General features: G+C 69.9%; 18 protein-coding genes. 8 read left to right on the plus strand and 10 right to left on the minus strand.

The genetic code is table 11. The features are described 5' to 3' along the window. The first annotated feature begins 23 nt into the window (after nucleotides 1–23). The 6 genes from ACQGNW_RS13395 to ACQGNW_RS13420 all read left to right on the plus strand — a co-directional run bounded on the left by ACQGNW_RS13395 (nucleotide 24) and on the right by ACQGNW_RS13420 (nucleotide 5928). Nucleotides 24–482 (plus strand): c-type cytochrome, encoded by a 459-nt coding sequence (locus tag ACQGNW_RS13395; protein ID WP_426663707.1) that lies wholly within the window; start codon nucleotides 24–26, stop codon nucleotides 480–482. Nucleotides 483–697: 215 nt separating this feature from the next. Further along, nucleotides 698–2530: an acetate--CoA ligase gene (gene acsA, locus ACQGNW_RS13400; protein ID WP_426663708.1), complete on the plus strand. Its 1833-nt coding sequence runs from the start codon at nucleotides 698–700 to the stop codon at nucleotides 2528–2530. After that, nucleotides 2527–3531 (plus strand): pyruvate dehydrogenase (acetyl-transferring) E1 component subunit alpha, encoded by a 1005-nt coding sequence (gene pdhA / locus ACQGNW_RS13405; protein WP_426663709.1) that lies wholly within the window; start codon nucleotides 2527–2529, stop codon nucleotides 3529–3531. Before acsA ends, pdhA begins: the two co-directional genes overlap by 4 nt. Continuing rightward, a complete protein-coding gene (locus ACQGNW_RS13410) occupies nucleotides 3528–4517 on the plus strand; it encodes an alpha-ketoacid dehydrogenase subunit beta (RefSeq protein ID WP_426663710.1) in 990 nt (329 codons plus the stop codon). The genes pdhA and ACQGNW_RS13410 overlap by 4 nt, the downstream gene beginning before the upstream one ends. After that, a complete protein-coding gene (locus tag ACQGNW_RS13415) occupies nucleotides 4514–5674 on the plus strand; it encodes a dihydrolipoamide acetyltransferase family protein (protein ID WP_426663711.1) in 1161 nt (386 codons plus the stop codon). Before ACQGNW_RS13410 ends, ACQGNW_RS13415 begins: the two co-directional genes overlap by 4 nt. Beyond that, a complete protein-coding gene (locus ACQGNW_RS13420) occupies nucleotides 5671–5928 on the plus strand; it encodes an acyl carrier protein (protein ID WP_426663712.1) in 258 nt (85 codons plus the stop codon). Before ACQGNW_RS13415 ends, ACQGNW_RS13420 begins: the two co-directional genes overlap by 4 nt. A gap of 96 nt (nucleotides 5929–6024) precedes the next feature. On the opposite strand, the gene ACQGNW_RS13425 is transcribed toward ACQGNW_RS13420, so the two are convergent. Further along, nucleotides 6025–7044, minus strand: coding sequence for a cytochrome-c peroxidase (locus ACQGNW_RS13425; protein WP_426663713.1), 1020 nt, complete (start codon nucleotides 7042–7044; stop codon nucleotides 6025–6027). 298 nt (nucleotides 7045–7342) lie between these two features. Here ACQGNW_RS13425 and ACQGNW_RS13430 point away from each other — a divergent pair, with 298 nt between their 5' ends. Beyond that, a complete protein-coding gene (locus tag ACQGNW_RS13430) occupies nucleotides 7343–7804 on the plus strand; it encodes a hypothetical protein (protein ID WP_426663714.1) in 462 nt (153 codons plus the stop codon). Between the two features lie 139 nt (nucleotides 7805–7943). Here the strand turns inward: ACQGNW_RS13430 and ACQGNW_RS13435 are convergent, their stop codons facing one another. From ACQGNW_RS13435 to ACQGNW_RS13450, 4 genes are all read right to left on the minus strand, one after another. After that, nucleotides 7944–9149: an efflux RND transporter periplasmic adaptor subunit gene (locus tag ACQGNW_RS13435; RefSeq protein ID WP_426663715.1), complete on the minus strand. Its 1206-nt coding sequence runs from the start codon at nucleotides 9147–9149 to the stop codon at nucleotides 7944–7946. A 7-nt stretch (nucleotides 9150–9156) separates the two neighbouring features. Then, on the minus strand, nucleotides 9157–11523 hold the full coding sequence (locus ACQGNW_RS13440) for an ABC transporter permease (protein ID WP_426663716.1): 2367 nt from the start codon (nucleotides 11521–11523) through the stop codon (nucleotides 9157–9159). Continuing rightward, nucleotides 11520–12245 carry an ABC transporter ATP-binding protein gene (locus ACQGNW_RS13445; RefSeq protein WP_426663717.1) on the minus strand — a complete coding sequence of 242 codons (726 nt, stop codon included), beginning with the start codon at nucleotides 12243–12245 and terminating at the stop codon, nucleotides 11520–11522. The genes ACQGNW_RS13440 and ACQGNW_RS13445 overlap by 4 nt, the downstream gene beginning before the upstream one ends. Before the next feature lie 74 nt (nucleotides 12246–12319). Beyond that, complete coding sequence (locus tag ACQGNW_RS13450) at nucleotides 12320–12862, minus strand: cytochrome b (protein WP_426663718.1); 543 nt, start codon at nucleotides 12860–12862, stop codon at nucleotides 12320–12322. 336 nt (nucleotides 12863–13198) lie between these two features. Here ACQGNW_RS13450 and ACQGNW_RS13455 point away from each other — a divergent pair, with 336 nt between their 5' ends. Then, on the plus strand, nucleotides 13199–14290 hold the full coding sequence (locus ACQGNW_RS13455) for an AI-2E family transporter (protein ID WP_426663719.1): 1092 nt from the start codon (nucleotides 13199–13201) through the stop codon (nucleotides 14288–14290). 91 nt (nucleotides 14291–14381) lie between these two features. On the opposite strand, the gene ACQGNW_RS13460 is transcribed toward ACQGNW_RS13455, so the two are convergent. From ACQGNW_RS13460 to ACQGNW_RS13480, 5 genes are all read right to left on the minus strand, one after another. Next, complete coding sequence (locus tag ACQGNW_RS13460) at nucleotides 14382–14795, minus strand: universal stress protein (RefSeq protein WP_426663720.1); 414 nt, start codon at nucleotides 14793–14795, stop codon at nucleotides 14382–14384. Nucleotides 14796–14881: 86 nt separating this feature from the next. Beyond that, nucleotides 14882–17401, minus strand: coding sequence for a cation-translocating P-type ATPase (locus ACQGNW_RS13465; RefSeq protein WP_426663721.1), 2520 nt, complete (start codon nucleotides 17399–17401; stop codon nucleotides 14882–14884). Then, the gene (locus ACQGNW_RS13470) at nucleotides 17398–18204 is read right to left on the minus strand and encodes a universal stress protein (protein ID WP_426663722.1); all 807 of its coding nucleotides are present in this window, start codon (nucleotides 18202–18204) and stop codon (nucleotides 17398–17400) included. The genes ACQGNW_RS13465 and ACQGNW_RS13470 overlap by 4 nt, the downstream gene beginning before the upstream one ends. A gap of 366 nt (nucleotides 18205–18570) precedes the next feature. Beyond that, complete coding sequence (locus ACQGNW_RS13475) at nucleotides 18571–18966, minus strand: STAS domain-containing protein (protein WP_426663723.1); 396 nt, start codon at nucleotides 18964–18966, stop codon at nucleotides 18571–18573. Next, nucleotides 18944–21280 (minus strand): SpoIIE family protein phosphatase, encoded by a 2337-nt coding sequence (locus ACQGNW_RS13480; RefSeq protein WP_426663724.1) that lies wholly within the window; start codon nucleotides 21278–21280, stop codon nucleotides 18944–18946. Before ACQGNW_RS13480 ends, ACQGNW_RS13475 begins: the two co-directional genes overlap by 23 nt. Between the last annotated feature and the right edge of the window lie 125 nt (nucleotides 21281–21405).

A 21405-nucleotide genomic window follows, 5' to 3' on the forward strand; every position in this document is an offset into this window, starting at 1 on the left:
ATGGAGGAGGACGCATCATGTCGATGATCAAACCGTTCCTCGGGACGGCATCCCTGCTGGCACTGGCAGCCGGGGTGCTTGGCAGCCAGATGATGATGGGGCCCGGCATGATGCGGAATCCGGCGCGGCACCGCTACGCGATGATGCACGGCATTCCTGCCCCATACGGCAACTTGCGCAACCCGCTGCCGCAGGACCGGGCAACGGTCGACCGCGGCGCCATCGTGTACGGGCAGAACTGCGCTGCCTGCCATGGTGCGGACGGCACCGGCGACGGCCCGGCCGGCCGCAGCCTGTCGCCGCCACCGGCCGACCTCGCGCAACTCGCCCTCATGCCCATGGCATCCGATGCCTACCTGTACTGGACGATCGCGGAAGGCGGGACACCCGTGGGCAGCGCCATGCCGGCGTACAAGGAGGTGCTGTCCAGGCATGACATCTGGTCGGTGATTGTCTACATGCGAGCCGGGCTGGCGCGCTGAATCCTGGCGTGTCGCCGGGCCATCGGAAGCGTTCGTGGCGGCAGCAAGGTTCCGTCAATCCGCACGCGGAACCCACGTGGACCGCACGCTCCAGCGGGCGATCCTCATTCAGGCCCGCACGGGGTGTCCGGTGTCGGGGCGCGTTGACAGAGATCAAACCCCGCCGGTTTCTTCGACGCTACGTTGCAGATCCCGGTACCGGGCAGGAGCTTTTCGTGGACTGGCCGATCATCCAGAAGACCGCGGGGCGTGGCGGGCGGGCGCCCAATCTGGGCGATTACGGCAGAGCGCGGCAAGTGTTTTCTTGGGACGCCGCGCGGGCCCAGCTGGCAGGCCTGCCGGGCGGGCGCGGCATCAACATCGCCTACGAAGCGGCGGACCGGCATGTGCAGGCAGGGCGCGGCGAACACGTGGCGCTGCGCTGGATAGCGCTAGACGGCCATACCGTCGATTTCCGCTATGCCGACCTGGCCGCGTCGAGCAACCGTTTCGCCCACGCGCTGGAAACCCTGGGCGTGCAGCGCGGCGAGCGCGTGTTCACGTTGCTTGGTCGCGTGCCGGCGCTCTACATCGCCGCACTCGGCATCTGGAAACGTGGCGCGGTGCTGTGTCCGCTGTTTGCCGCGTTCGGGCCGGAGCCGGTCGCATCGCGCATGGCGATCGCCAAGCCCGCGGCGCTGGTTACCACGGCTTCGATGTTCGAGCGCAAGGTTGCTCCCATCCTCGACCGCCTGCCGTATCTGCGGCATGTGATCCTGGTGGATACGCCGCCCGCTCCAGGCCCTCGCGATGCCCGGGCGACGTCGTCCACACAGATGGCAGTCGATTCCGGGCCGCTGAACCCGGAAGGCAGCGGGCTGCACAGGCACGATTTCCAGGCGCTGCTGGGTGCGGAGTCACCCGACTACGCCATTGCGCCGACCGATCCCGAAGACCTGGCGACACTGCATTTCACCAGTGGCACCACCGGCCGCCCGAAGGGCGCGATGCACGTCCACGCTGCGGTCATCGCGCATCATGCGACGGCGGTCGAGGCGCTGGATCTGCGCGCTGACGACGTGTTCTGGTGCACAGCCGATCCGGGCTGGGTCACCGGCACGTCCTACGGCATCATCGGTCCGCTCGCCGTCGGCTGCACCCTGATCGTCGACGAAGAGGAGTTCGATGCCGAGCGCTGGTACCGCACGCTGTCCGGGCAACGCGTGGGCGTGTGGTACACGGCGCCGACCGCGATCCGCATGCTGATGAAGAACGGTGCCGGGCTTGCGCGCGGCTACGATCTTTCCGCGTTGCGCTTCATCGCCAGCGTCGGCGAGCCGCTGAATCCGGAGGCCGTGGTCTGGGGCGAACAGGCACTCGGCCTGCCGATCCACGACAACTGGTGGCAAACCGAAACGGGCGGCATCATGGTTGCCAACTACGCGAGCATGGCGATCAAGCCGGGCTCGATGGGGCGGCCGCTGCCGGGCATCGATGCGGCGGTCGTGAACGTCGCGGACGGCAAGCTGCGTTTCGTCGACGATCCTGCCGAACAGGGCGAACTGGCGCTGAGGGCGGGCTGGCCTTCGATGTTCCGCGGCTACCTCGGCGAGGACGAGCGCTACCGGCGCTGCTTCGTCGACGGCTGGTACCTGAGCGGCGACATCGTCAGGCGCGACGCGGACGGCTATTACTGGTTCGTCGGCCGCAGCGACGACGTCATCAAGTCGGCGGGTCACCTGATCGGCCCGTTCGAGGTGGAAAGCGTTCTGATGGAACATCCGGCGGTCGCGGAAGCGGCCGCGATCGGCGTACCCGATCCGGTGGCGCTGGAAGTGGTCATGGCGTTCGTCGCGCTCAAGCCGGGCTTCGAGCCCGGCCCGGCGCTGCAGCGGGAGCTGCTGGCGCATGCGCGCAGGCATCTGGGGCCTGCGGTGGCGCCGCGCGACATCGCCTTTCGCGACAGCCTCCCCAGGACCCGCTCGGGCAAGATCATGCGCAGGCTGCTGAAGGCGCGCGAGCTGGGCCTCCCGGAAGGTGATCTGTCGACGCTGGAGGGCAGCGCATGAGCGGGGCGGCCAAGGTCCATCTCACGCGCGAGCATGCGCGCGAGCTGATGCGCCAGATGATCCTGATCCGCCGCTTCGAGGAGAAGTGCGCCGAGTTGTACACGCAGGAAAAGATCCGCGGCTTCCTGCACCTGTACAACGGCGAGGAAGCCAACGCCGTCGGCGTGATGCAGGCATTGACGCCGGACGACGCGGTGGTGGCGACCTACCGCGAACACGGTCACGCGCTGGTGCGCGGCCTGCCGATCAACGCGGTGATGGCCGAGATGTACGGCAAGGCGAGCGGTTGCAGCCGCGGCCACGGTGGCTCCATGCACCTGTTCGGGGCGGCGCAGCGCTTTTACGGCGGCAACGCGATCGTGGGCGGCGGCCTGCCGCTGGCGGTGGGCCTGGCGCTGGCCGACAGGATGCTCGAAAGGCCGCATGTCACCTGCTGCTTTTTCGGGGACGGCGCGACGGCCGAAGGCGAATTCCACGAGTCGCTGAACCTGGCGGCATTGTGGCGGCTGCCGGTCCTGTTCGTCTGCGAGAACAACCTCTACGCGATGGGCACGGCGCTGGAGCGCTACGAGTCGGTCACCGACATCCGGCGGCACGCCGAGTCCTACGGCATCCACGCGGAGACGGTCGACGGCATGAACGTGGTGGACGTCGAAGTCGCCGCGCGTCGTGCCGCCGAAGCGATCCGGGCGGGCGAGGGACCGCGGTTCCTGGAGAACCGCACCTACCGCTTCCGCGCGCATTCCATGTTCGACCCGGAGCTGTACCGCAGCAAGGCCGAAGTGGAAGAGTGGAAAAAGCGCGGGCCGATCGTGCGCTTCACCGAATGGACGCTCGGCAACGACCTCCTGCACCCCGATGACCTCGCGGCCATCGAGGCCGGCGTCGCGAAGCTGATCGACGACGCGGTCGCGTTCGCCGAACAGGCGCCGTGGGAGCCGGCTGCGGATCTGCTGCGGGACGTCTATGCGCCGCGCGAAGCCACGGGGGGCGCGCCATGAACGCCACGCGCCGCATCAGCTACCGCGACGCCGTGCGCGAAGCGCTGCACGAAGCGCTGTTGCGCGACCCGCGCGTGTTCCTGATGGGCGAGGACGTCGGCCGTTACGGTGGCTCCTACGCCTGCTCCAAGGGCCTGCTGGAGGAGTTCGGCGAGCAGCGCATCCGCGACACTCCGTTGAGTGAATCGGGCTTCGTCGGCGCGGGCATCGGCGCGGCGATGAACGGCATGCGCCCGATCGTCGAAGTGATGACGGTCAATTTCAGCATGCTGGCGCTCGACCAGATCGTCAACAACGCCGCCACCGTGCGCCACATGTCCGGCGGGCAGTTCTCGGTGCCGCTGGTGATCCGCATGGCGACCGGCGCCGGCCGCCAGCTTGCGGCCCAGCACTCGCACAGCCTGGAGTGCTGGTATGCGCACGTGCCCGGCATCCGCGTGCTGGCGCCGGCGACGGTGGCGGATGCGCGCGGCATGCTGTGGACGGCCTTGCTCGACCAGAACCCGGTGGTGATCTTCGAGCACGCAACGCTCTACAACGACGAGGGCGAACTGCCGACCGAAGGCGACCTGGCCGTGGACATCGAGCGCGCCGTGGTGCGCCGGCCCGGCGGCGATGCCACGCTGGTCACCTATGGCGGCAGCCTGAAGAAGACGCTCGCGGCGGCGGACACGCTGGCCGCCGCAGGCATCGACTGCGAAGTGATCGACCTGCGCGTGCTGCGTCCGCTGGACACGCCGGCGCTGCTCGAATCGGTGCGGCGCACGCATCGCGCGGTGATCGTCGACGAGGGCTGGCGCAGCGGCAGCCTGGCCGGCGAGATCGCCGCGCAGATCGCCGAGGAGGCGTTCTACGACCTCGACGCGCCGATAGCCCGCGTGTGCAGCGCCGAGGTGCCGATTCCCTATGCGCGCCATCTTGAAATCGCAGCCACGCCGCAACCCGAGGGCATCGTGGCCGCCGTCCATGGCGTCCTTCGCCGATGAGCGAGTTCCGCATGCCATCGCTGGGAGCCGACATGGACGCGGGCACGCTGGTCGAATGGATGAAGCATCCGGGCGACCATGTCGGCCGTGGCGATGCGATCGCGGCGGTCGAGACCCAGAAGGGCACCATCGACATCGAGGTGTACGAGACCGGCATCCTGGACGACATCCGGGTGCAGGTCGGGCAGCGCGTGCCCGTCGGCACGGTGCTCGCCGTCATCCGCACCGGGGATGAAGCTGCCGCCGCAACGGCGGCGAAGCCTTCCGTCGCCACTCGACCGTTGCCGCAGGTACCGCCGCCCACGGCGCCGGCCTTGGCACCGGCGCCGGCCGGCAGCAGGGTCACTCCGGCCGCCAGGCGCCGCGCACAGGAACTCCACCTGGACATGCTGGCGGTGCGCGCGGGACCCGATGGCGTCGTCGGGTTGCGTGAAATCGAAGCGGCCCGGGGAGAGCCGCCGCCCCGCGGAGCGGGTGCCAGGCCCGGGCTCGACATGACCGAGATGCGCAAGGCCATCGCCGCGGCCATGGCCAGATCCTGGCGCGACATCCCGCATTACTTCGTCAGCACGACGATCGACGTGGAGCCCATGCTGGCCTGGCTGGAACGCGAGAACACGCAGCGCCCCGTATCCGGCCGCCTGCATTACGCCGCCGTGCTGACCAAGGCCATCGCGCTCGCGCTCAAGGCGGCTCCGGCGCTCAACGGCCATCGCGTGGGCGACGTCTTTGCGCCCTCCGCACAGGTGCATCTGGGCATCGCGGTCGCCCTGCGCGGCGGCGGCCTGATCGCACCGGCAATCCTGGATGCCGACACGCTGGATCTGGCTGCGGTCATGGCGCGTCTGGACGACCTGGTGGTGCGGGTACGCGGCGGGCGTCTGCGCAGTTCGGAGATGACGGCCGCCACCGCCACCTTTTCCAATCTGGGGGAAGGTACCGCCGATACGCTGCAGCCGGTGATCTATCCGCCGCAGGTCGCGATCATCGGCTGCGGGCGCATCGTCGAGCGTGCCTGGGCGGAGCATGCCGCGCTCAGCGTACGTCGCACCATGGTGGTCACCGTCGGCGGGGACCACCGGGTGAGCGACGGGCGCGCCGCCGCCAGGTTCCTGGCGCATCTCGATGAGCTTTTGCACCATCCGGAGCGCTTATGAACGTCGCGGATATCGAACAGCAGGTGCGCGCAGCGCTGTACCGCGTGGCGCCGGACCTGGAATACGAACCACTCGACCCGGATCGCCGCTATCGCGACCAGTTCGAGTTCGATTCCATGGACTTTCTGCACTTCGCGGCCGAACTGCACCGGCTCACCGGCGTCGATGTTCCCGAGGGCGACTACCGCCGCATCGAGACGCTGAAAGGTGCAGTCGCCTATCTGCAGGAGAAGATCCCGGCGAATCCGCACTGACGAATCCGCACTGACTGTCGTCCACCGGCCAGCGTCGTCCGCGCAGCCGGCAGCGGTGCAGCGCGCGCAGGATGGGCGCGCTGCACGCCGTGCGGCTCATGGACGCGGACGGGGTGTTTCTGCTCCGCTCGGCGGAAGAATCGGCAAGGTGACGGCAGGCTGCTTCCCGCTAAGCGCGCCCAGGAAGCGGACGATCTTTTCCACCTCGTCACCCGTCAACTGGGCACCCAGCTGGCTGCTCCCCATGACTCCGACGGCCTGCTGCAGGCTCCATACTTTTCCGGAGTGGAAATACGGCGGCGTGAGTGCCACGTTGCGCAGGGAAGGAACGCGAAACACGTACTCGTCGCTGGCAGTCTTGGTGACGGCGAAACGCCCCTTGTCGCCGGGCGGGAGCACGTCCGCACCCGGGCGCTCGACGACACCGAACGGCGCATACGTGCCGCCACCCACGTTGATGCCGTTGTGGCAAGCGGCACATCCCTTGCCGATGAACAACGCGAGGCCGGCCTTCTGGTCGGCGTCGAGCGCGCGCTCGTCCCCCTTCAGGTAGCGGTCGAAGGGGGCATCCGGCGTGATCAACGTTGCCTCGAACACCGCGATGGCCTTGCGCACGTTGTCGAAGGTGACGGCGTCGCGCGTACCGGGAAATGCCTTGGCAAAATAGGAAGCGTAACCGGGGATGCCCTTGAGCTGCTCCACCACGTGTGTTTCGGTGGTGTCCATCTCGATCGGGTTGACCAGCGGCCCGCCCGCCTGTTGCTCCAGATCCTTGGCGCGCCCGTCCCAGAACTGGGCGACGTCGAACACCGCGTTGTAGACCGTGGGCGCGTTGCGGCCTCCGTGTTGCCAGCGGTGGCCGAGGGAGGTCTCCTGCAGATCGACACCGCCCATGCCGACGATGTGGCAGGAGTTGCAGCTGATCGCGTGGCTCTCGGACAGCCGCGGATCGAAATAGAGCATCTTGCCGAGTTCGACCTTGGCCGGCGTGGCCGGGTTGCCGGGCAACGAGGGAGGTGTGTCGGGCAGCGGCTTGAACAGCCCTTGCGCCTGCTTCATCAGGGCCGACTGCGACCAGGCCGGGAAACAGGCCAGATACACCAGCGCCGCGGGCAACAGCGTTTTCGCTCGACGAAACATGGGAAGACCTCCGTAATCTCTCCGCAGCAATGTCCCGCCGTATCCGTGCGGGCCGGCCGCATTCGGGCCATCGGGCGTCGCCCATGGTTTGCCGTCCAGAGGAGGCGTTGTTGATCTGCGTCAACAACCATCCAGTCATCGGACACGATGGGTTCCCGCGCCAGGGATGCAGCGGCGATCAGGATGCTTGATGGAGATCAAGATGGGCGCTTTTCGCTCGCCGACCATCGGGCAGTGGTCCATTGACACCAAACACACGCAGGAGGAAGTCGCCATGCGCACGCAACACGTATTCGCTCTGGGTCTTGGATTGGCGGTGATCGGCGCCATGCCGGCGTTGGCCTACCAGGGACGCGGCACCGGCGGGCAAGGGCAGCGCAGCCAGTCCATGCAGGGCGTCACCCAGCAGGATCGCCTGCGCGACCGCGACCAGGTCTACGGTTGGCAGCTGATGACGCCCGCGGAAAGGTCCGAGTACAGGATGAAGATGCGCAGCCTGAAGACGACCCAGGAGCGCGAGACCTTGCGCAGGCAGCACCACGAGGAGATGCAGAAGCGCGCCCAGCAGCGCGGCGTGACCTTGCCCGACATGCCGCGCCAAGGCCGTGGCGGTGCCGGCGTGCAGCAGCGCATGCAGCAGCGCACCGAGCAGCAGGAGCGCAACCAGAACCAGGAGCAGCAGATCCAACAGCAGCAGCGCACCCGGCAGCAGGAACAGCAGTCGCAAGGGCAGTAGCGTTCCCGCGCGCCGGCCTCCGGCAAGGCGGCCGGCGCAGGCGCGTCAACGCCCCGCACGGAATGGACATTCCGGCCGGCGGCACCCGGGTCGGCAGTACCCGGTGTCCACGTTGGGCAATCAGCGCAAACGGACGGTTTCAGCGCTGCGGCGCCGTGGTTTGTTCCAGCGGTTGCACGCGCAGTCCGTCGCGCATGCGGTCGTCGGGAAAGGCCACGACGCGGTCGCCCTCGGCGAGTCCACGGGTGATCTCGACGTCGGTGCCGCCGTGCATGCCGGGCACGACCTGCACCAGGCGCAGGCGCTCGCCTTGCACCCGGTAGACCGCCCAGCGCGCGCCATCGCGGAACAGCGCGCTGGCGGGCGCCTTCAGCACATCGGCCTTGCGCGCCACATCGAAGGCCACCTCCACCCGGTAGCCGTCGCCGAGGCGCGCCCACTGGGCGTGCGGCGCCACGATGTCCAGCCAGACCTGGGTGCGCTGTTCCTCCACGCCGAGCGCGGAGATCTTGGTGTAGCCGCCCGGCTCGATGCGCACCACGCGCGCGGGCAGCGCGCCCTCGCCGCCCCAGCGCAGCACCTGCGCGGGCGTGCCCGGATGCAGCAGGGTGGCCTGCTGTGACAAGGCCTGCACCATCACCTGCAGTTGGCCGAGGTCGCCCAGCTCCAGCAGCGGCTGGCCGGCCTGCACCGGCGTGGCGCTCTGCTGGTAGCGGTGCAGCACCACGCCGTCGATGGGCGACAGCACCGGCACCACCTGGCCACCGGCCAGGCCCTGGCCGGCGAGCAGCGCGGCCAAGGCGGCACGCTGCTGGTCGGCGGCGCGGTAGTCGGCCGCCGCCGCGGCTGTCGTGGCCTGCGCGCGCGACACCTGTGCCTCGGCGCTGTCCAGCGCCTGCACGCTGACCGCGCCGGTGGCGCCGAGCTTGCGCATGCGCACCACTTCGCGCGCCGCGAGGCCGGCGTCGGCCTGCGCTGCCGCCTGGCGCTGGCGCGCGGCCTGCATGGAGGCGCGCGCGGCCTGCTCCTCGGCCAGCAGGCGCGCGCGGTTGGCCGGGTCCAGCAACTGCGCGCGCGCCGGCTCGATCTGCGCCAGCGGCTGGCCCGCTTTCACCGTGTCGCCCTGCAGCAGGTCGATGCGGCGCAGGGTGCCCGCGATGGGTGCGGCCACCACCCAGCGGCGGGCCAGCTCGGTGCGCCCCTCTTCCTCGAAGCTCTGCACCAGCTCGCCGCGCTGCACGCGCACCACGTCCAGCGGGCGCAGCGCGGGCCGCAGCGCCCACCACGCCACCGCGGCGGCGGCGACGGCAATGGCGGCATAGGCGAGGCGGCGGCGCAGCTTCATGTCCGGATCACTCCCGCGTCTTCAGCACGGCGACAAGGTCCAGCCGCGCGATGCGCCGGTAGACCAGCAGCGCCGACACCGCGCTGGCGCCCAGCACGGTGAGGGCCGCGAAGGCGTAGGTGGCCGTGGTCAGCTGCACCGGCACGCGGAACAGCTCGGACTGGAAACCCAGCGCCATCAGCCAGCACAGCAGCCAACCGGCGGCCAGGCCGAACGGCAGCGACACCGCCACCAGCAGGCCGAGCTGGCCGAGCAGCAGCGCGCCCACCTCACCGCGCGTCATGCCCAGCACGCGCAGGCTGGCCAGTTCGCGCCCGCGCTCGGACAGGCTGATGCGCGCGGCGTTGTACACCACGCCGAAGTTGATCACCGCGCCCAGCAGCGCCGCCACCAGGGTGAACACCAGCAGGCTCTCGCCCATGGTGGCGTAGAAGCTGCGCACCGACGCCAGCCGCGAGGCGACGCCGGCCACCCAGGGCCGGCGGTCCAGGCGCGCGTAGACGTCCGGCGCGGCGCCCGGCTGCACGCCGAGCAGCGCACCGGAAACCACGTCGCCGTCGCCGAGCAGCCGGTCCAGCGCGTCCAGATCCATGTAGCCGCGCGCGCCGATGTATTCGTGCACGAAGCCGGCCACGGGCACCTCGCGCTGGCGGCGGTGACCTTCCAGCGCCTGCACTTCCACGCGGTCGCCGGGCTTCAGGTCCAGCATCTTCTGCAGGTAGTCGGTGAGCAGCACGCCATCGCCTTGCGGCTGCACCGGGCGCAGGCGCGCGTCGATCGGCCGGCGCAGGCGCGCCCCGGCCGGTACGCCCTCGATGCTGGTGCGGTAGGAGCGCAGGCCGTGCACCAGGCGCACCGGCACCGAGCGCAGCGGCTCGGCCTCGCGCACGCCGGGCAAGGCCGCCAGCTCGAACACCGCGCGCCGCGGCGCCGGCTCGACGAAGCTCACCTCGATGTCGTGGGTCTGCGCGATGCTCAACTGCACGTCCACCATGCGCTCCACCGAATCGCCCTGGAAGCGGCCCACCATCATCACCGCGCAGGCCATCGCCAGGCCTACCACGGTGAACAGCGCGCGGCCGGGGCGGCGCTCCAGGTCGCGCAGCGCGATGCGCGCGGCGGGAGACAGCCAGCGCTGGAAACCCAGTCGCTCCAGCAGGGTCGGTCCGAAGCGGGTCGGTGCGGGCGCGCGCATGGCTTCGGCCGGCGGCAGCGCGGCGGCGGCGCGCAGCGCCATCAGCGCGCCGCCGCTGGCGGCCGCCAGGCTCACTGCCAGTCCCAGCCCGACCGCGTGCGTGCTCAGCCGGTAGGCGAGGAACGGGAAGCGGTAGATCCCCTGGTACACGTGGGCCAGCCAGCGACCCAGTTCCGCGCCCAGCGCGATGCCCAGCAGCGCGCCGCCCAGCGCGATCCACGCGGCCATGCCGAGGTAGTGGCCCGCCAGCGTGCGGTTGCCGTAGCCGAAGGCCTTCAGCACGCCGACCTGCTCGCGCTGCGTGCCCAGCAGGCGCATCAACACCACGTGCATGAGGAAGGCGGCCACGCCCAGGAAGATCGCCGGGAACAGCGTGGCCATGGTGCGCAGCTGGCGCATTTCCTCCTCGAGGTAGCGCGCCGAGGTCTGCTCGTGGCGGCCGTAGGCACCCACGCCGCCGTAGCGCGCCAGCAGCGCGTCGACGTCGGCGGCGACCGCGGCCTGGCGCGCACCGGGCAGCAGGCGGAAGGCCAGGTTGTCGAAGGCGCCATCCATGTTCAGCGCCTTCTCCATCGCGTGGCGGTTCATCCACAGCACGGCATAGCGGCGGAAATCGGGGAACACCGCGCCGGGCGGGCTCTGGTAGACGTATTCGGGCGAGGTGCCGATGCCGACGATGCGCACCGTGCGCGCGTGCCCGCGCAGGATCATGTGCAGGCTGTCGCCGGGGCGCAGCCCATGGGCCTGGGCGAAGGCCTCGCCCAGCACGATCTCGCCCTCGGCATCCGGGTCGGGCAGGCGCCCGCTCGTCAGGTGCACGCGGTTGAGCAGCGGCTGGCCGCCGCGGATCGGCAGCGACACCACCTCGCTGCGCGCCGGCTCGCCGAAGCCCGGCACGTCCAGCGTGGCCGCCGCCAGCAGGCGCGGTTGCACCGCCTGCACGCCGGGGATCGCCTCCAGCTGCGGGAGCAGGGTGTCGGGCGCGCGCTTGAGCGGAGCCCACAGGTCGGCCAGCGCGCCTTCCTGGTAGAACAGCGCGCGGGTGGAATCCAGCGATTCCAGCGTGGACTGCGACATCACCAGGGTGGCCACGCCGCCGGCGATCACCCAGGCGATGGCCAGCGCCTGCGCCCGCATGTGCCACAGGTCGCGCAGCCCCTTGCGGGTGAGCGCGCTCACCAGCTCAGCTCCTTCGCGGGCACGCGCCGGGGCGGCCGCTCCTCGCGCACGATGCGGCCGTCGCCCAGGTACAGCACGCGGTGGGCCATCGCGGCGATGCCGGCGTTGTGGGTGATCACCACGGTGGTGGTGCCCAGCTGCGTGTTCACCTGCTCCAGCGCCTCCAGCACACGCACGCCGGTGACCGAGTCCAGCGCGCCGGTGGGTTCGTCGCACAGCAGCACCGCAGGGCGCTTGGCGATGGCGCGGGCGATCGCCACGCGCTGCTGCTCGCCGCCGGACATCTGCGCGGGGAAGTGGTCCATGCGGTCGTCCAGGCCGACCCGCGCCAGCGCTTCCTCCGGCGGCATCGGGTGCTCGGCCAGTTCGGTGACGATCGCCACGTTCTCGCGCGCGGTGAGGCTGGGGATCAGGTTGTAGAACTGGAACACGAAGCCCACGTGCTCGCGGCGGAAGCGGGTGAGCGCGCGGTCGTCGGCGCCGGTGAGGCGGTGGTCGACGTACCAGACGTCGCCGCCGCTGGGCGCATCCAGCCCGCCGAGGATGTTGAGCAGGGTGGACTTGCCGCTGCCGGAAGGGCCGAGCAGCACCACGAACTCGCCGGGGAACAGCTCCAGGTCCACCCCGCGCAACGCGTGCACTTCCACCTCGCCCATGCGATAGACCTTGGTCAGGCCCTGCGCCCGGAACACCGGTGCGGGCGAGGATGGCGATGGCGGCATGCGGGCGGCCTCGGTTCGGCCCGGGTGCCGTGGAAGCTCGTCCGCCTCCGGCCGTCCGGTTGACGCGGTGACCGTCACAGCATCCTTTTCAACGTGTTGTCCCGTCGCACGATGTGATGCCACAGGGCCGCGGCCACGTGCAGCGCGATGAGTCCATAGAGGACATTGCCCAGCACTTCGTGCAACTCCTCGGTGAGCTCCTTTGCCTGGGGATCCGGCTGGACCAGCGCGGGGAGTTGCCAGCCAAGCCAGGGGAGCATCAACGGCTCTCCGCCATAACTCAGCTGCAGCCAGCCCAGCAGCGGCACCGCAAGCAGGAACGCGTACAACGCCAGATGGACGAGTCGTGCGGTCAGCGCGGTGAACCTGTCGGGCGTCGGGATGATCGGCGGCACCTGCGCGCGGATTCTCAGCACGATGCGCGGTATCAGAAGCAGCAGCACGACCAGGCCAGCCACGTAATGCCACGGCATCGCCGAAACGCTCGACACGGCATTGCCCTCGTCTCCCTCGTGTTCTTCCGTGTCGGCCAGGATGGCGGCCGCCACCACGGCGACGACGGTGAGCCAATGAATGGCCCTGAGGCTCAGGGGGTAGCGCGTGCTGGGCATGGACATGGTGTACCTCCCGGGCGAACGAAGGTGCCGTCGGATGCGAAGCGCCACGTCGACCTCGATCCGACGGATCGTCTGGCGCGCGGGCCTTTCCGTCGGGCAAGGGCGGTGACGCCGTCAATGGTCGGGCTCCGGCGATCGGGGACGTTGATCCACATCAACAGCGCCCGGGGCTGCGCCCCGTGGGGCTTTGAGCCAGATCAAGCGCAGCCGGGCAGTGGGCACTAGCCTGATCCCCAGCCGGTGGAACGGCCCCGTCGGACAGGCACGAAGCGCTGGCCGCGAGCCGATGCCTGGTGTTCGCCGGACGACGGCGATGCGTGCGGACGGGAAACACCGATGAGCAAAACGCCCACCATGCAGGCCGCAACGCTGAATCGCCTCGGCCTCGGCCTGCTGGTGATGGCGGGCTGCTGGTTTGTCGTGCGTCCTTTCCTGCCAGCCATCCTGTATTCGGCGGCCATCGCGATGTCCACCTGGCCGCTCCACAGCTCGCTGACGAGGCGGCTGCACGACCGCCGCAGCGTCGCCAGCGCGATCAGCTGCCTGTTCGTTGCCCTGCTCGTCATTGTCCCGACAACCGCCTTGGTGGTGTCGCTCCGCGACGCCTCGATGTGGCTGCTGCAGTCCATCGAGGGTTGGCGGTCGTCGTCGGCGCAAGCGTCCGCCCCCGCGATGGACCGCGTCCCGGCGACCCTCGGATTGCTCAGGAATTGGCTGGTCGAGATGGTTTCCGCGCGCGGCGACCACCCGGGTGCGCCCAACCTGGTGTCGCTGGCCGACCCGGCAAGGCGACTCGCCGTGGCGGCTGCGCGATCGCTGGGCAACGGCGTGCTGCAGACGCTGCTCGCCGGGCTGCTGCTGTTCTTCTTCTATCGCGATGGCGAGCGCCTGGCGTTCGACGCGCGCCAGTTGGTGCGGCGCCTTGGCGGGGCCAGGGCGATGGATCTCCTGGATGCGGCGCACAAGGCGATGGTGGGCGTGATGATCGGCGTGATCGGCGCGGCGCTTGCCCAGTCCGCGGTTGCCGTCATCGGGTTCATGATCGTCGGCGCGCCACAGCCGCTGCTCCTTGGCTCCATCACCTTCGTCCTCTCGGTGATTCCGATCGGTCCGCCGCTGGTCTGGGGCGGGGTGGCGGTGTGGCTGCTGCAGCATGGCAACCCGGGATGGTCTGCATTCATGGTCGTCTATGGGCTGTTCGGCATCAGCATGGTCGACAACGTGATCAAGCCGCTCCTGATAAGCCGCTCCAGCCGTCTGCCGTTCGCCATGACCTTCATCGGTGTCGTTGGCGGCGTGCTTGCCTTTGGCGTCGAGGGGGTCTTCATCGGGCCGGTCTCGATGGCGGCGGCGGTGCGCCTGGCCGGGCAATATCGCCAGGCCGGGCATGCGGACGATCCACCCCGCAGGCAGGTCGCCGGGCCATGATCCATGGCCATCGAAGACCGGCAGGCGCGGACAGGCCGCGCGATCCGGCGGGCAGGCGTCCGCGGCGGCGCGCCCGGAAGCGTTGCCCGCCTCAGCGCACGACCAGCACCGGCACGCTCGAACCGGACAGCACCTTCAGCACCACCGAGCCGAGGAACAGGCTCTTCAGCGCGCCGCGGCCGTGCGAACCCATCACCACCAGGTCGTACCGGCCACGGTGCGCGAGCTGCACGATCTCCGCGCCCGGATCGCCGACCAGCATGCGCTCGTCGAACACATGGCCTGCCTTCGCCAGCACGCGTCGGGCCGGCTTGAGCGCGGCGGTGCCGTTGTCGAGGTGGAAGCGCGCGACGCTGTCGGCGTCCAGCCTCCCGGCGATCGACTCGCGCAGGGGAAGGTCCACGTTGAGCAGCGTCACGGCGGCGTCGGCGGGCCAGTGCCTGGTCAGGTAGCGGGCGGCACGCATGCTGCAGGTGCTCCCGTCCACGGGCAGCAGGATCTTCATGGGGGCCTCCTCCTCGCGGTCCGGCGCCATGGCGCCATCACAGCGGAGCGGCCGCGGCGCCGTGTTGACCTGCATCAACGCGGCGGTCAGCTCTCGGCAAGCGAAGGCCAGCGGCGGCACAGGACACGGCGCACGCTTTCCAGCCACGCGGCACAGGCCAGCACCAGCGGCAGCAGGAGTGCCAGCGCTTCGCCGCCCGGCTGGCTCAGGCCGATCGCCTCGCGCAGCGGCGCGATACCGGCCAATGCCGCTAGCAGGAGTATTCCTGCGCCAAGCATGCGAAGGAGCCAGGGGTTCTCCCGCCATGCGATGCGCCACAGGGGAAGCCCCGGCTGATGGTTGGCCAGCGTGAGCAGCAACACCGCCGCCACCAGGCCGAGAAAGGTGGCGCCGCGCGCCAGCTCGGCGGAATCGCCCACGATGAGCACCACGCCGTAGCACGCTGCCAGGATCGCGGCGAGGCCGGTTCCCTGCGCGATGCCATAGCCGAGGTTGACCATGCGGAACGGCGATTCGCCGATCGGGCGCGGCGGCCGGCGCATGACGCGGGGCGAGGCGGGCGCTGCCTCGAACACGATCGAGCAGGCCGGGTCGATCAGCAGTTCCAGCAGCACGATCTGCACCGGCATCAGCAGGATCGGCCAGTGCAGCAGGCTCGGCAGCAGTGCCAGCACCACCACCGGCACGTGCACGGCCACCACGAAGCGGGTGGCCTTGACGATGTTGTCGTAGATGCGCCGCCCCTGGCGGATCGCCGCCACCAGGCTGGCGAAGTCGTCGTCCAGCAGCACCAGCGCCGCCGCCTCGCGGGCCACGTCGGTACCGCGGCCGCCCATCGCCACGCCGGCGTCGGCGGCCTTCAGCGCCGGCGCATCGTTCACGCCGTCGCCGGTCATGCCGACCACCTCGCCGCGCTGCTGCAGGGCATGCACCAGACGCAGTTTCTGCGTGGGTTGCACGCGCGCACAGACGTCCACGTCGGCCAGGCGGGCGGCGAGCTGCTCGTCGCCGAGCGCGTCCACCTCGGCGCCCGAGATCACGCGCGGCGCGGCGCTCAGGCCGACCTGTTCGGCGATCGCCCGCGCGGTGACCTCGTGATCGCCCGTCATCATCAGCACCCGGATCCCGGCCGCATGGCATTCGGCGACGGCGGCCCGTGCGCCGTCGCGCGGCGGATCGATCAGGCCCAGCAGCCCCGCGAAACGGAAACGGAAGCCGCGTTGCGTGGCCGGCCACGACGGCCCGTGCCAGTCTGCCGTCGCCACCGCCAGCACGCGCAGGCCGCGCGCGGCCATGGCATGCACGCGGCGATCCCAGAGCCACTGCTCGGCCGGGTCGAGTCCGCACAGCTCCGTCACCGCCTCCGGAGCTCCCTTGGCGCCGATCACGAAGTATCCGTCCGGCAGCGGCGCCGCGCGGCTCATCGCCAGCAACCCTGGCGTCAGCGCGTACTCCCTGACCGCGCTGTCGGACAAGGCGAGGTCGCGTTCGCCGAGATGTTCCGCGCCGAACGCGCGGATGGCATGTTCCATCGGATCGGCCGAGCCGGCTGGCGTCGCCAGCAGTGCGAGCCTGGCCAGTTCGTGGAAGGCGGGCGGCAGCGACGCCCCCCCTGGCAAGAACACTTCGTTGCCCACGCACAGCTCCGCCACGGCCATGCGGTTCTGCGTCAGCGTGCCGGTCTTGTCCGCTGCCAGCACGGTGATGGCGCCCAGCGTCTCCACCGCGGCGATGCGGCGGGTCAGCACCTTGTGCCGCGCGATGCGCCACGCTCCCAGCGCAAGGAAGACGGTGAGGATCACCGGGAATTCCTCGGGCAGGATGGCGATCGCCAACGCAACGCCCGCCAGCAGACTGTCGAGCAGGCCGTGGCTGTCCCACAGCCAGTTGAGCAGGACGAGGCCGACGGCGCAGAGCAGCGCCGCGAGGCCGAAGCGGCGGATCAGTGTGCGCGAGGCCCGCTGCAGGGTGGAGGTCGTCTCCACTGTGGATGCCAGCGCCTGGCCGATCCGCCCGACCGCGGTGTCGGTGGCGATGCCGACCACGCGCGCAGTACCCCGGCCGCGGGTCACCAGCGTGCCGGCGAAGACTTCGGCACCGTTGCCGGACGGGCGCTTGGCCACCGGCACCGATTCGCCGGTGAGCAGCGACTCGTCCGCCTCCAGCAACCCATCCAGCATCACCGCGTCCGCGGCGATGCGGTCGCCCTCGCGCAGCACCAGCACGTCGTCCCTCACCACCTCGGTCGAGGGCACGCGTTGCTCGCGGCCGTCGCGGATCACGCGGGCCAGCGGCGCGGAGAGGTCGCGCAGCGCTTCCAGCGCGCGTTGCGTCTTGCGCTCCTGCACCAGCGTGATGCCGATGATCACCAGCACGGACGCCATCAGGAACACGGCGTCCGTGCGTTCGCCCAGGGCGAGGTAGACCGCGCCGGCGAACAACAGCATCAGGAACATCGGTTCCACCAGCACGCCGCGGGCGATCGCCCACAGCGACCGCGGCCGGTTGGCGGGCAGCGCGTTGGGTCCGGCCCGTTGCAGCCGTTCGCGCGCTTCGGCCTCGCTGAGCCCGCTGGCCGAAGGCGGCGCGGATGCCGCCCCGTTCACGCCTCCACCACCAGCAGTGGCATCTCGCTGTGCTGGAGCAGATGGCGCGTGACACCCCCGAGCAGCCACTCGTTCATGCGCGAGTGACCCCATGCCCCCATCACCAGCAGGTCGGCGTCGTGGCCGCGTGCTCGCTCGTGGATGGACTGGCCGTTGTCATCCTCTTCGTCGAGGACCTCCCAGCGCGCCTGCAGCGCGTGGCGCTCCAGCCAGCGGTCGAGCGCCAGCGGAATCCGCCGCGTGTTCGCGCGGATGCGCGATGCGCCATCCAGCACCACGATCTCGTCGGCACGCAGCAGCAGCGGGGCTGCCGCGCGCACCGCGCGCGCCGCCTCGGTGGAGCCGTTCCAGGCGATCGCCACCTTGCGCACGCCGCCCTTGCCCGCCCAGCGATCGGGCACGAGCAGCATCGGCGCCGCGTCGGTGGACAGTACGCGTCCAAGCGGATTCAGGCTGGATGCCAGGCGTGCGGCCTCGCGCGACAGGCGCCCAAGCACGAGATCGGCAAGACTGGCGCGCCGGGACAGCACCGCCTCATGGAAACCCCGGTACGCCTCCCAGCTGCCCTCGACGCCGTGGCCGCGGCACAGTTCGCGCCACCAGTCGCGGCGGCCTTGCGCCGCCTTTTCCTGTTCCTCCAGCACGAGCATGGCGTCCGGCATCACCATGGCCTCGGCGGGACTGAGCATCACCACCTGCAGGCCGGCGAGGCGCGCGCCGTGCTGGCGGGCCAGGGCGAAGGCGAAATGCAGCAGCGCGGCGTTGTCGCGTTCCGGATCGATGTCGACGATGAACTCGAGCATGAGGACTCCACGCGCGTCCGACGCAAACCACTCCAGTCGTGCGCCTTTCCGGGCCAGGATGCAACGATGCGCCGCTTCCGCTGCACGGAGATCTGTCTGCCGCGGCTAATGTTCGCAGTGCCAGTCTGTACGCCCGCATTACAGATCGGCCAATCGGAAAGTGGATTGACGTGGATCAACCGGGCCACGAGGCATGCAGCAGTCAGGCAAAGACTTGCTGCTCGCTAACCGCCAGGCGGACCGGTACAGGGAGTTCCGATGGAGGCCTGCGGATCGTGATCCGCGGCGGCGCGGAATCGCGCCTGCGCAACGGTCCGATAGGATCGTCGCGGGCGTAGCGCGGCTGCGCTTGCGGTACCGATTCCGTCAGGCGCTGTCGACAGCCCCGTCGCCGGTGATCTGGCGCTGCATGTGATCGAGGTAGCTGTCCAGCTCCTGCGCATTGGCGAAGACTTCGTGCAACGGCACCGCTTTCACGATGTCGAACACCTTGCGCACCTGCGGCTGGAGATTGAGCAGCAGGGTGTGGCCGCCGCGGGCGCGCATGCTCCGGCGGATCATCGCGATGCTGCGCAGGCCCGCACTGCTTATGTACTCCAGCGCGGACAGGTCCAGCACCACCGTGCCGCCCGCGGCGACGCGTGGCAGCACGTCCAGCATGGCGGAATCGAAGTCGTTGAAGGTCTGGGCATCGAGCCGGCCATGCAGGTGCAGAGTTGTCCGGTCGGGCGACTCGCTTTCAGTGTTCAGGTTGAACGTCATGGTCGTGCTCCGTACGTGTCGGGTGAAGGAAGCGCAGCAGCAGGTGATTGCCCTGGTCGTCGTGGCTGTAGCTGAGCTCGCTGGCCATGGCGCGCACCAGGTGGATCCCCAGGCCGCCGACCTCGTCGGCATCGGCGATGTCGCCCGTGAGCGTCGGCTCGGGCACCTGCAGCGGATCGAAGGGGTGGCCGTCGTGGTGCAGTTCGATCAGCACGGCATCGCCGCCGAGCCGCATGTGCAGGTCGATCGTGCGGTCCGCGTTGCCGGCGTGTCCGTGCTGCACCATGTTGACCATGAGTTCTTCCAGCACCAGGCGGATGTCTTCCCGCACGGCGGGCGACACGCCCTGGTCGCGCAGCGAGGTGTCGCAGCGCTCCAGCGTATCGAAGACGTCGTCCATCGATGCCTTGATGCTCAGGTCCAGCATGGGTGCGTTCCTGTCGACGAGCGCATGATGCCAGTTCAGCGCGAGGACGGTGATGTCGTCGGCCTGTCCCGCGCCGTCGGCGAAGCGGTCCACCTCGGCCAGCAATCCATCCGCAAGCTCGGCGGCGGCGCGCGAAGGGGAGCGCTCGAGGCAGGCGAGCAGGCGCTCGGTGCCGAACAGCTGCAGGGAGGCATCGGCGGCTTCGGTGATGCCGTCGGTGTAGAGCATCAGGGTCTGGCCGGGTTGCAGCCGCAGCGTGCGGACCGGGTAGCTGGCTTCCTCGTCCAGCCCGAGCGCGGCGCCGGTGTCCAGTTCGATCAGCTGCACGCCGTCCGCGTCGCAAAGCACGGGCGGTTCGTGCCCGGCGCTGGCCAACACCAGTTCACCGGTGGACGTGTCGAGCACGCCGCACAGCAGGCTCACGAACATGCAGCTGTCGTTGTTGCGGCACAGTTCGAGGTTGAGCATCGACAGCAGGTGCTGGGGCGAGCGCGCCTTGGGCGCCAGCGCCTTCGCGAGCGTGATGGTGCGTGCCATGAACAGGGCGGCGGGAATGCCCTTGTCGGACACGTCGCCGACCATCACGCAGAAGCGCCGCTCGTCGAGCATGAAGTAGCTGTAGAGATCGCCGCCCACCGCGCGCGCGGGTCGCAGCAGCGCGTGCAGCTCGAAGCTCTCGCAGTGCGCATCGAGGTAGTGCTCGCCGGGCAGCAGCGCCGTCTGGATCTGGTGCGCGATGTCCAGCTCGCTGGCCAGGCGTTGCTGCTCCTTCGCGTTGCGGGTCAGCTCCGCGATGTGCAGCGCCAGTTCCGTGCGCATGCGGTCGAAGGCGTGCGTCAGCTGGCCGACCTCGTCGGGAAACCGGGCAGGAGGCAGCTCGAAATCGAGTGCGCCGCGCGCCACCTGTTCGGCGCCCGAGGCAAGCGCGCCCAGCGGGGACAGGATGCGCCGCGTCACGGCCAGCGTGACCACGGCCAGCGCCAGCAGGGCGAGCAGCCCCGGCGCCAGCACGCGCGCGAATGCCTGCCGCACGCCGGCATAGATCATCGCCTCCGGCATGACGAGGCCGAAGCGCCAGCGCGTTCCTTCGATGGGGACGAAGTAGATCCACACCGGCTTGCCGTGGGCCTGCGGGTTCTGCGCCACGGCCAACCGGACGCGGGTGGCCTGGTACCGGGCCAGCGCCTGCAGCAGGTCGGGCTTGCCGCGCTGGCCGACCATGGCGGGGTTGTCGTGCGCGAGATAGACGCCGCTGTCATCCAGCACGAAGGCGTAGGAGCCCGCAGGCTTGCCCAGCTGCTTCAGGATGCGGCCGAGCCAGTCGAGGGAGACGTCGGCATTGATCAGGCCGACTGGATGGCCGTTCCTGCGGATCGCGACCGAGTAGTTGATCAGTTCGCGCTTGCGCGATTGCGAATAGAAGTGCCTTTGCCAGCAACCTTGCGAACAGCCCAGTCCTGCGAGGAACCAGGTTTTGTCCCAGTAGGGGTTGCTGTCCTTGCGCAGGTCGCGCGAGCGCAGCGAGCCGTCGTCCTCGCGGTTGACGAAAGGCGACTCGGGCGGGTTGCCCGCCGCGGGCAGGTAGGCCGCGGCGAGTCCGGAAAGATCGGCGTTCCGCGCGAGGGCGTCGCGCAGCATGAGCTCGGCGCCCTCGGGATGCGTCTGCATCACGGTGGCCAGGGTCTGCGTCGTGTCGGACACGCGCGCCAGCCGCTGCTCGATCCGGTTGCCGGCTTCATTGGCCAGTGCGGTGGCTTCGCCGTGCGCCTGTTCGAGGATCTGCGCGCTGACCCGATAGAACAGCACGCCAGCGGCCATGGCCAGGACCGCCACGGAGCCGGCAAGGACCCACAGCGACAGCCGCGAAGCGATGCTTCGGAACAGCATGACGGGTCCCCCTTGGCAGGCGCGACCATTCAGCCATGCATGTCCCGCTTCGGCAAGCGAGCCGGGCCGCTGTTTGTGCGCTGCGTCGCGGTTGTCGCGCCCGCGAGCGGCCGCCTCTCGCCGGG

This window comes from Rhodanobacter aciditrophus (genome assembly GCF_050026795.1).
Lineage (GTDB): Bacteria > Pseudomonadota > Gammaproteobacteria > Xanthomonadales > Rhodanobacteraceae > Rhodanobacter_A.

Excerpts from the sequence above, each read along its gene's own strand:
- ACQGNW_RS13395 (WP_426663707.1), top strand. The coding sequence starts at position 24 with ATGATCAAACCGTTCCTCGGGACGGCATCCCTGCTGGCACTGGCAGCC.
- pdhA (WP_426663709.1), top strand. The coding sequence starts at position 2,527 with ATGAGCGGGGCGGCCAAGGTCCATCTCACGCGCGAGCATGCGCGCGAG.
- ACQGNW_RS13410 (WP_426663710.1), top strand. The coding sequence starts at position 3,528 with ATGAACGCCACGCGCCGCATCAGCTACCGCGACGCCGTGCGCGAAGCG.
- ACQGNW_RS13415 (WP_426663711.1), top strand. The coding sequence starts at position 4,514 with ATGAGCGAGTTCCGCATGCCATCGCTGGGAGCCGACATGGACGCGGGC.
- ACQGNW_RS13420 (WP_426663712.1), top strand. The coding sequence starts at position 5,671 with ATGAACGTCGCGGATATCGAACAGCAGGTGCGCGCAGCGCTGTACCGC.
- ACQGNW_RS13430 (WP_426663714.1), top strand. The coding sequence starts at position 7,343 with ATGCGCACGCAACACGTATTCGCTCTGGGTCTTGGATTGGCGGTGATC.
- ACQGNW_RS13435 (WP_426663715.1), bottom strand. The coding sequence starts at position 9,149 with ATGAAGCTGCGCCGCCGCCTCGCCTATGCCGCCATTGCCGTCGCCGCC.
- ACQGNW_RS13445 (WP_426663717.1), bottom strand. The coding sequence starts at position 12,245 with ATGCCGCCATCGCCATCCTCGCCCGCACCGGTGTTCCGGGCGCAGGGC.
- ACQGNW_RS13450 (WP_426663718.1), bottom strand. The coding sequence starts at position 12,862 with ATGTCCATGCCCAGCACGCGCTACCCCCTGAGCCTCAGGGCCATTCAT.
- ACQGNW_RS13455 (WP_426663719.1), top strand. The coding sequence starts at position 13,199 with ATGAGCAAAACGCCCACCATGCAGGCCGCAACGCTGAATCGCCTCGGC.
- ACQGNW_RS13460 (WP_426663720.1), bottom strand. The coding sequence starts at position 14,795 with ATGAAGATCCTGCTGCCCGTGGACGGGAGCACCTGCAGCATGCGTGCC.
- ACQGNW_RS13470 (WP_426663722.1), bottom strand. The coding sequence starts at position 18,204 with ATGCTCGAGTTCATCGTCGACATCGATCCGGAACGCGACAACGCCGCG.
- ACQGNW_RS13475 (WP_426663723.1), bottom strand. The coding sequence starts at position 18,966 with ATGACGTTCAACCTGAACACTGAAAGCGAGTCGCCCGACCGGACAACT.
- ACQGNW_RS13480 (WP_426663724.1), bottom strand. The coding sequence starts at position 21,280 with ATGCTGTTCCGAAGCATCGCTTCGCGGCTGTCGCTGTGGGTCCTTGCC.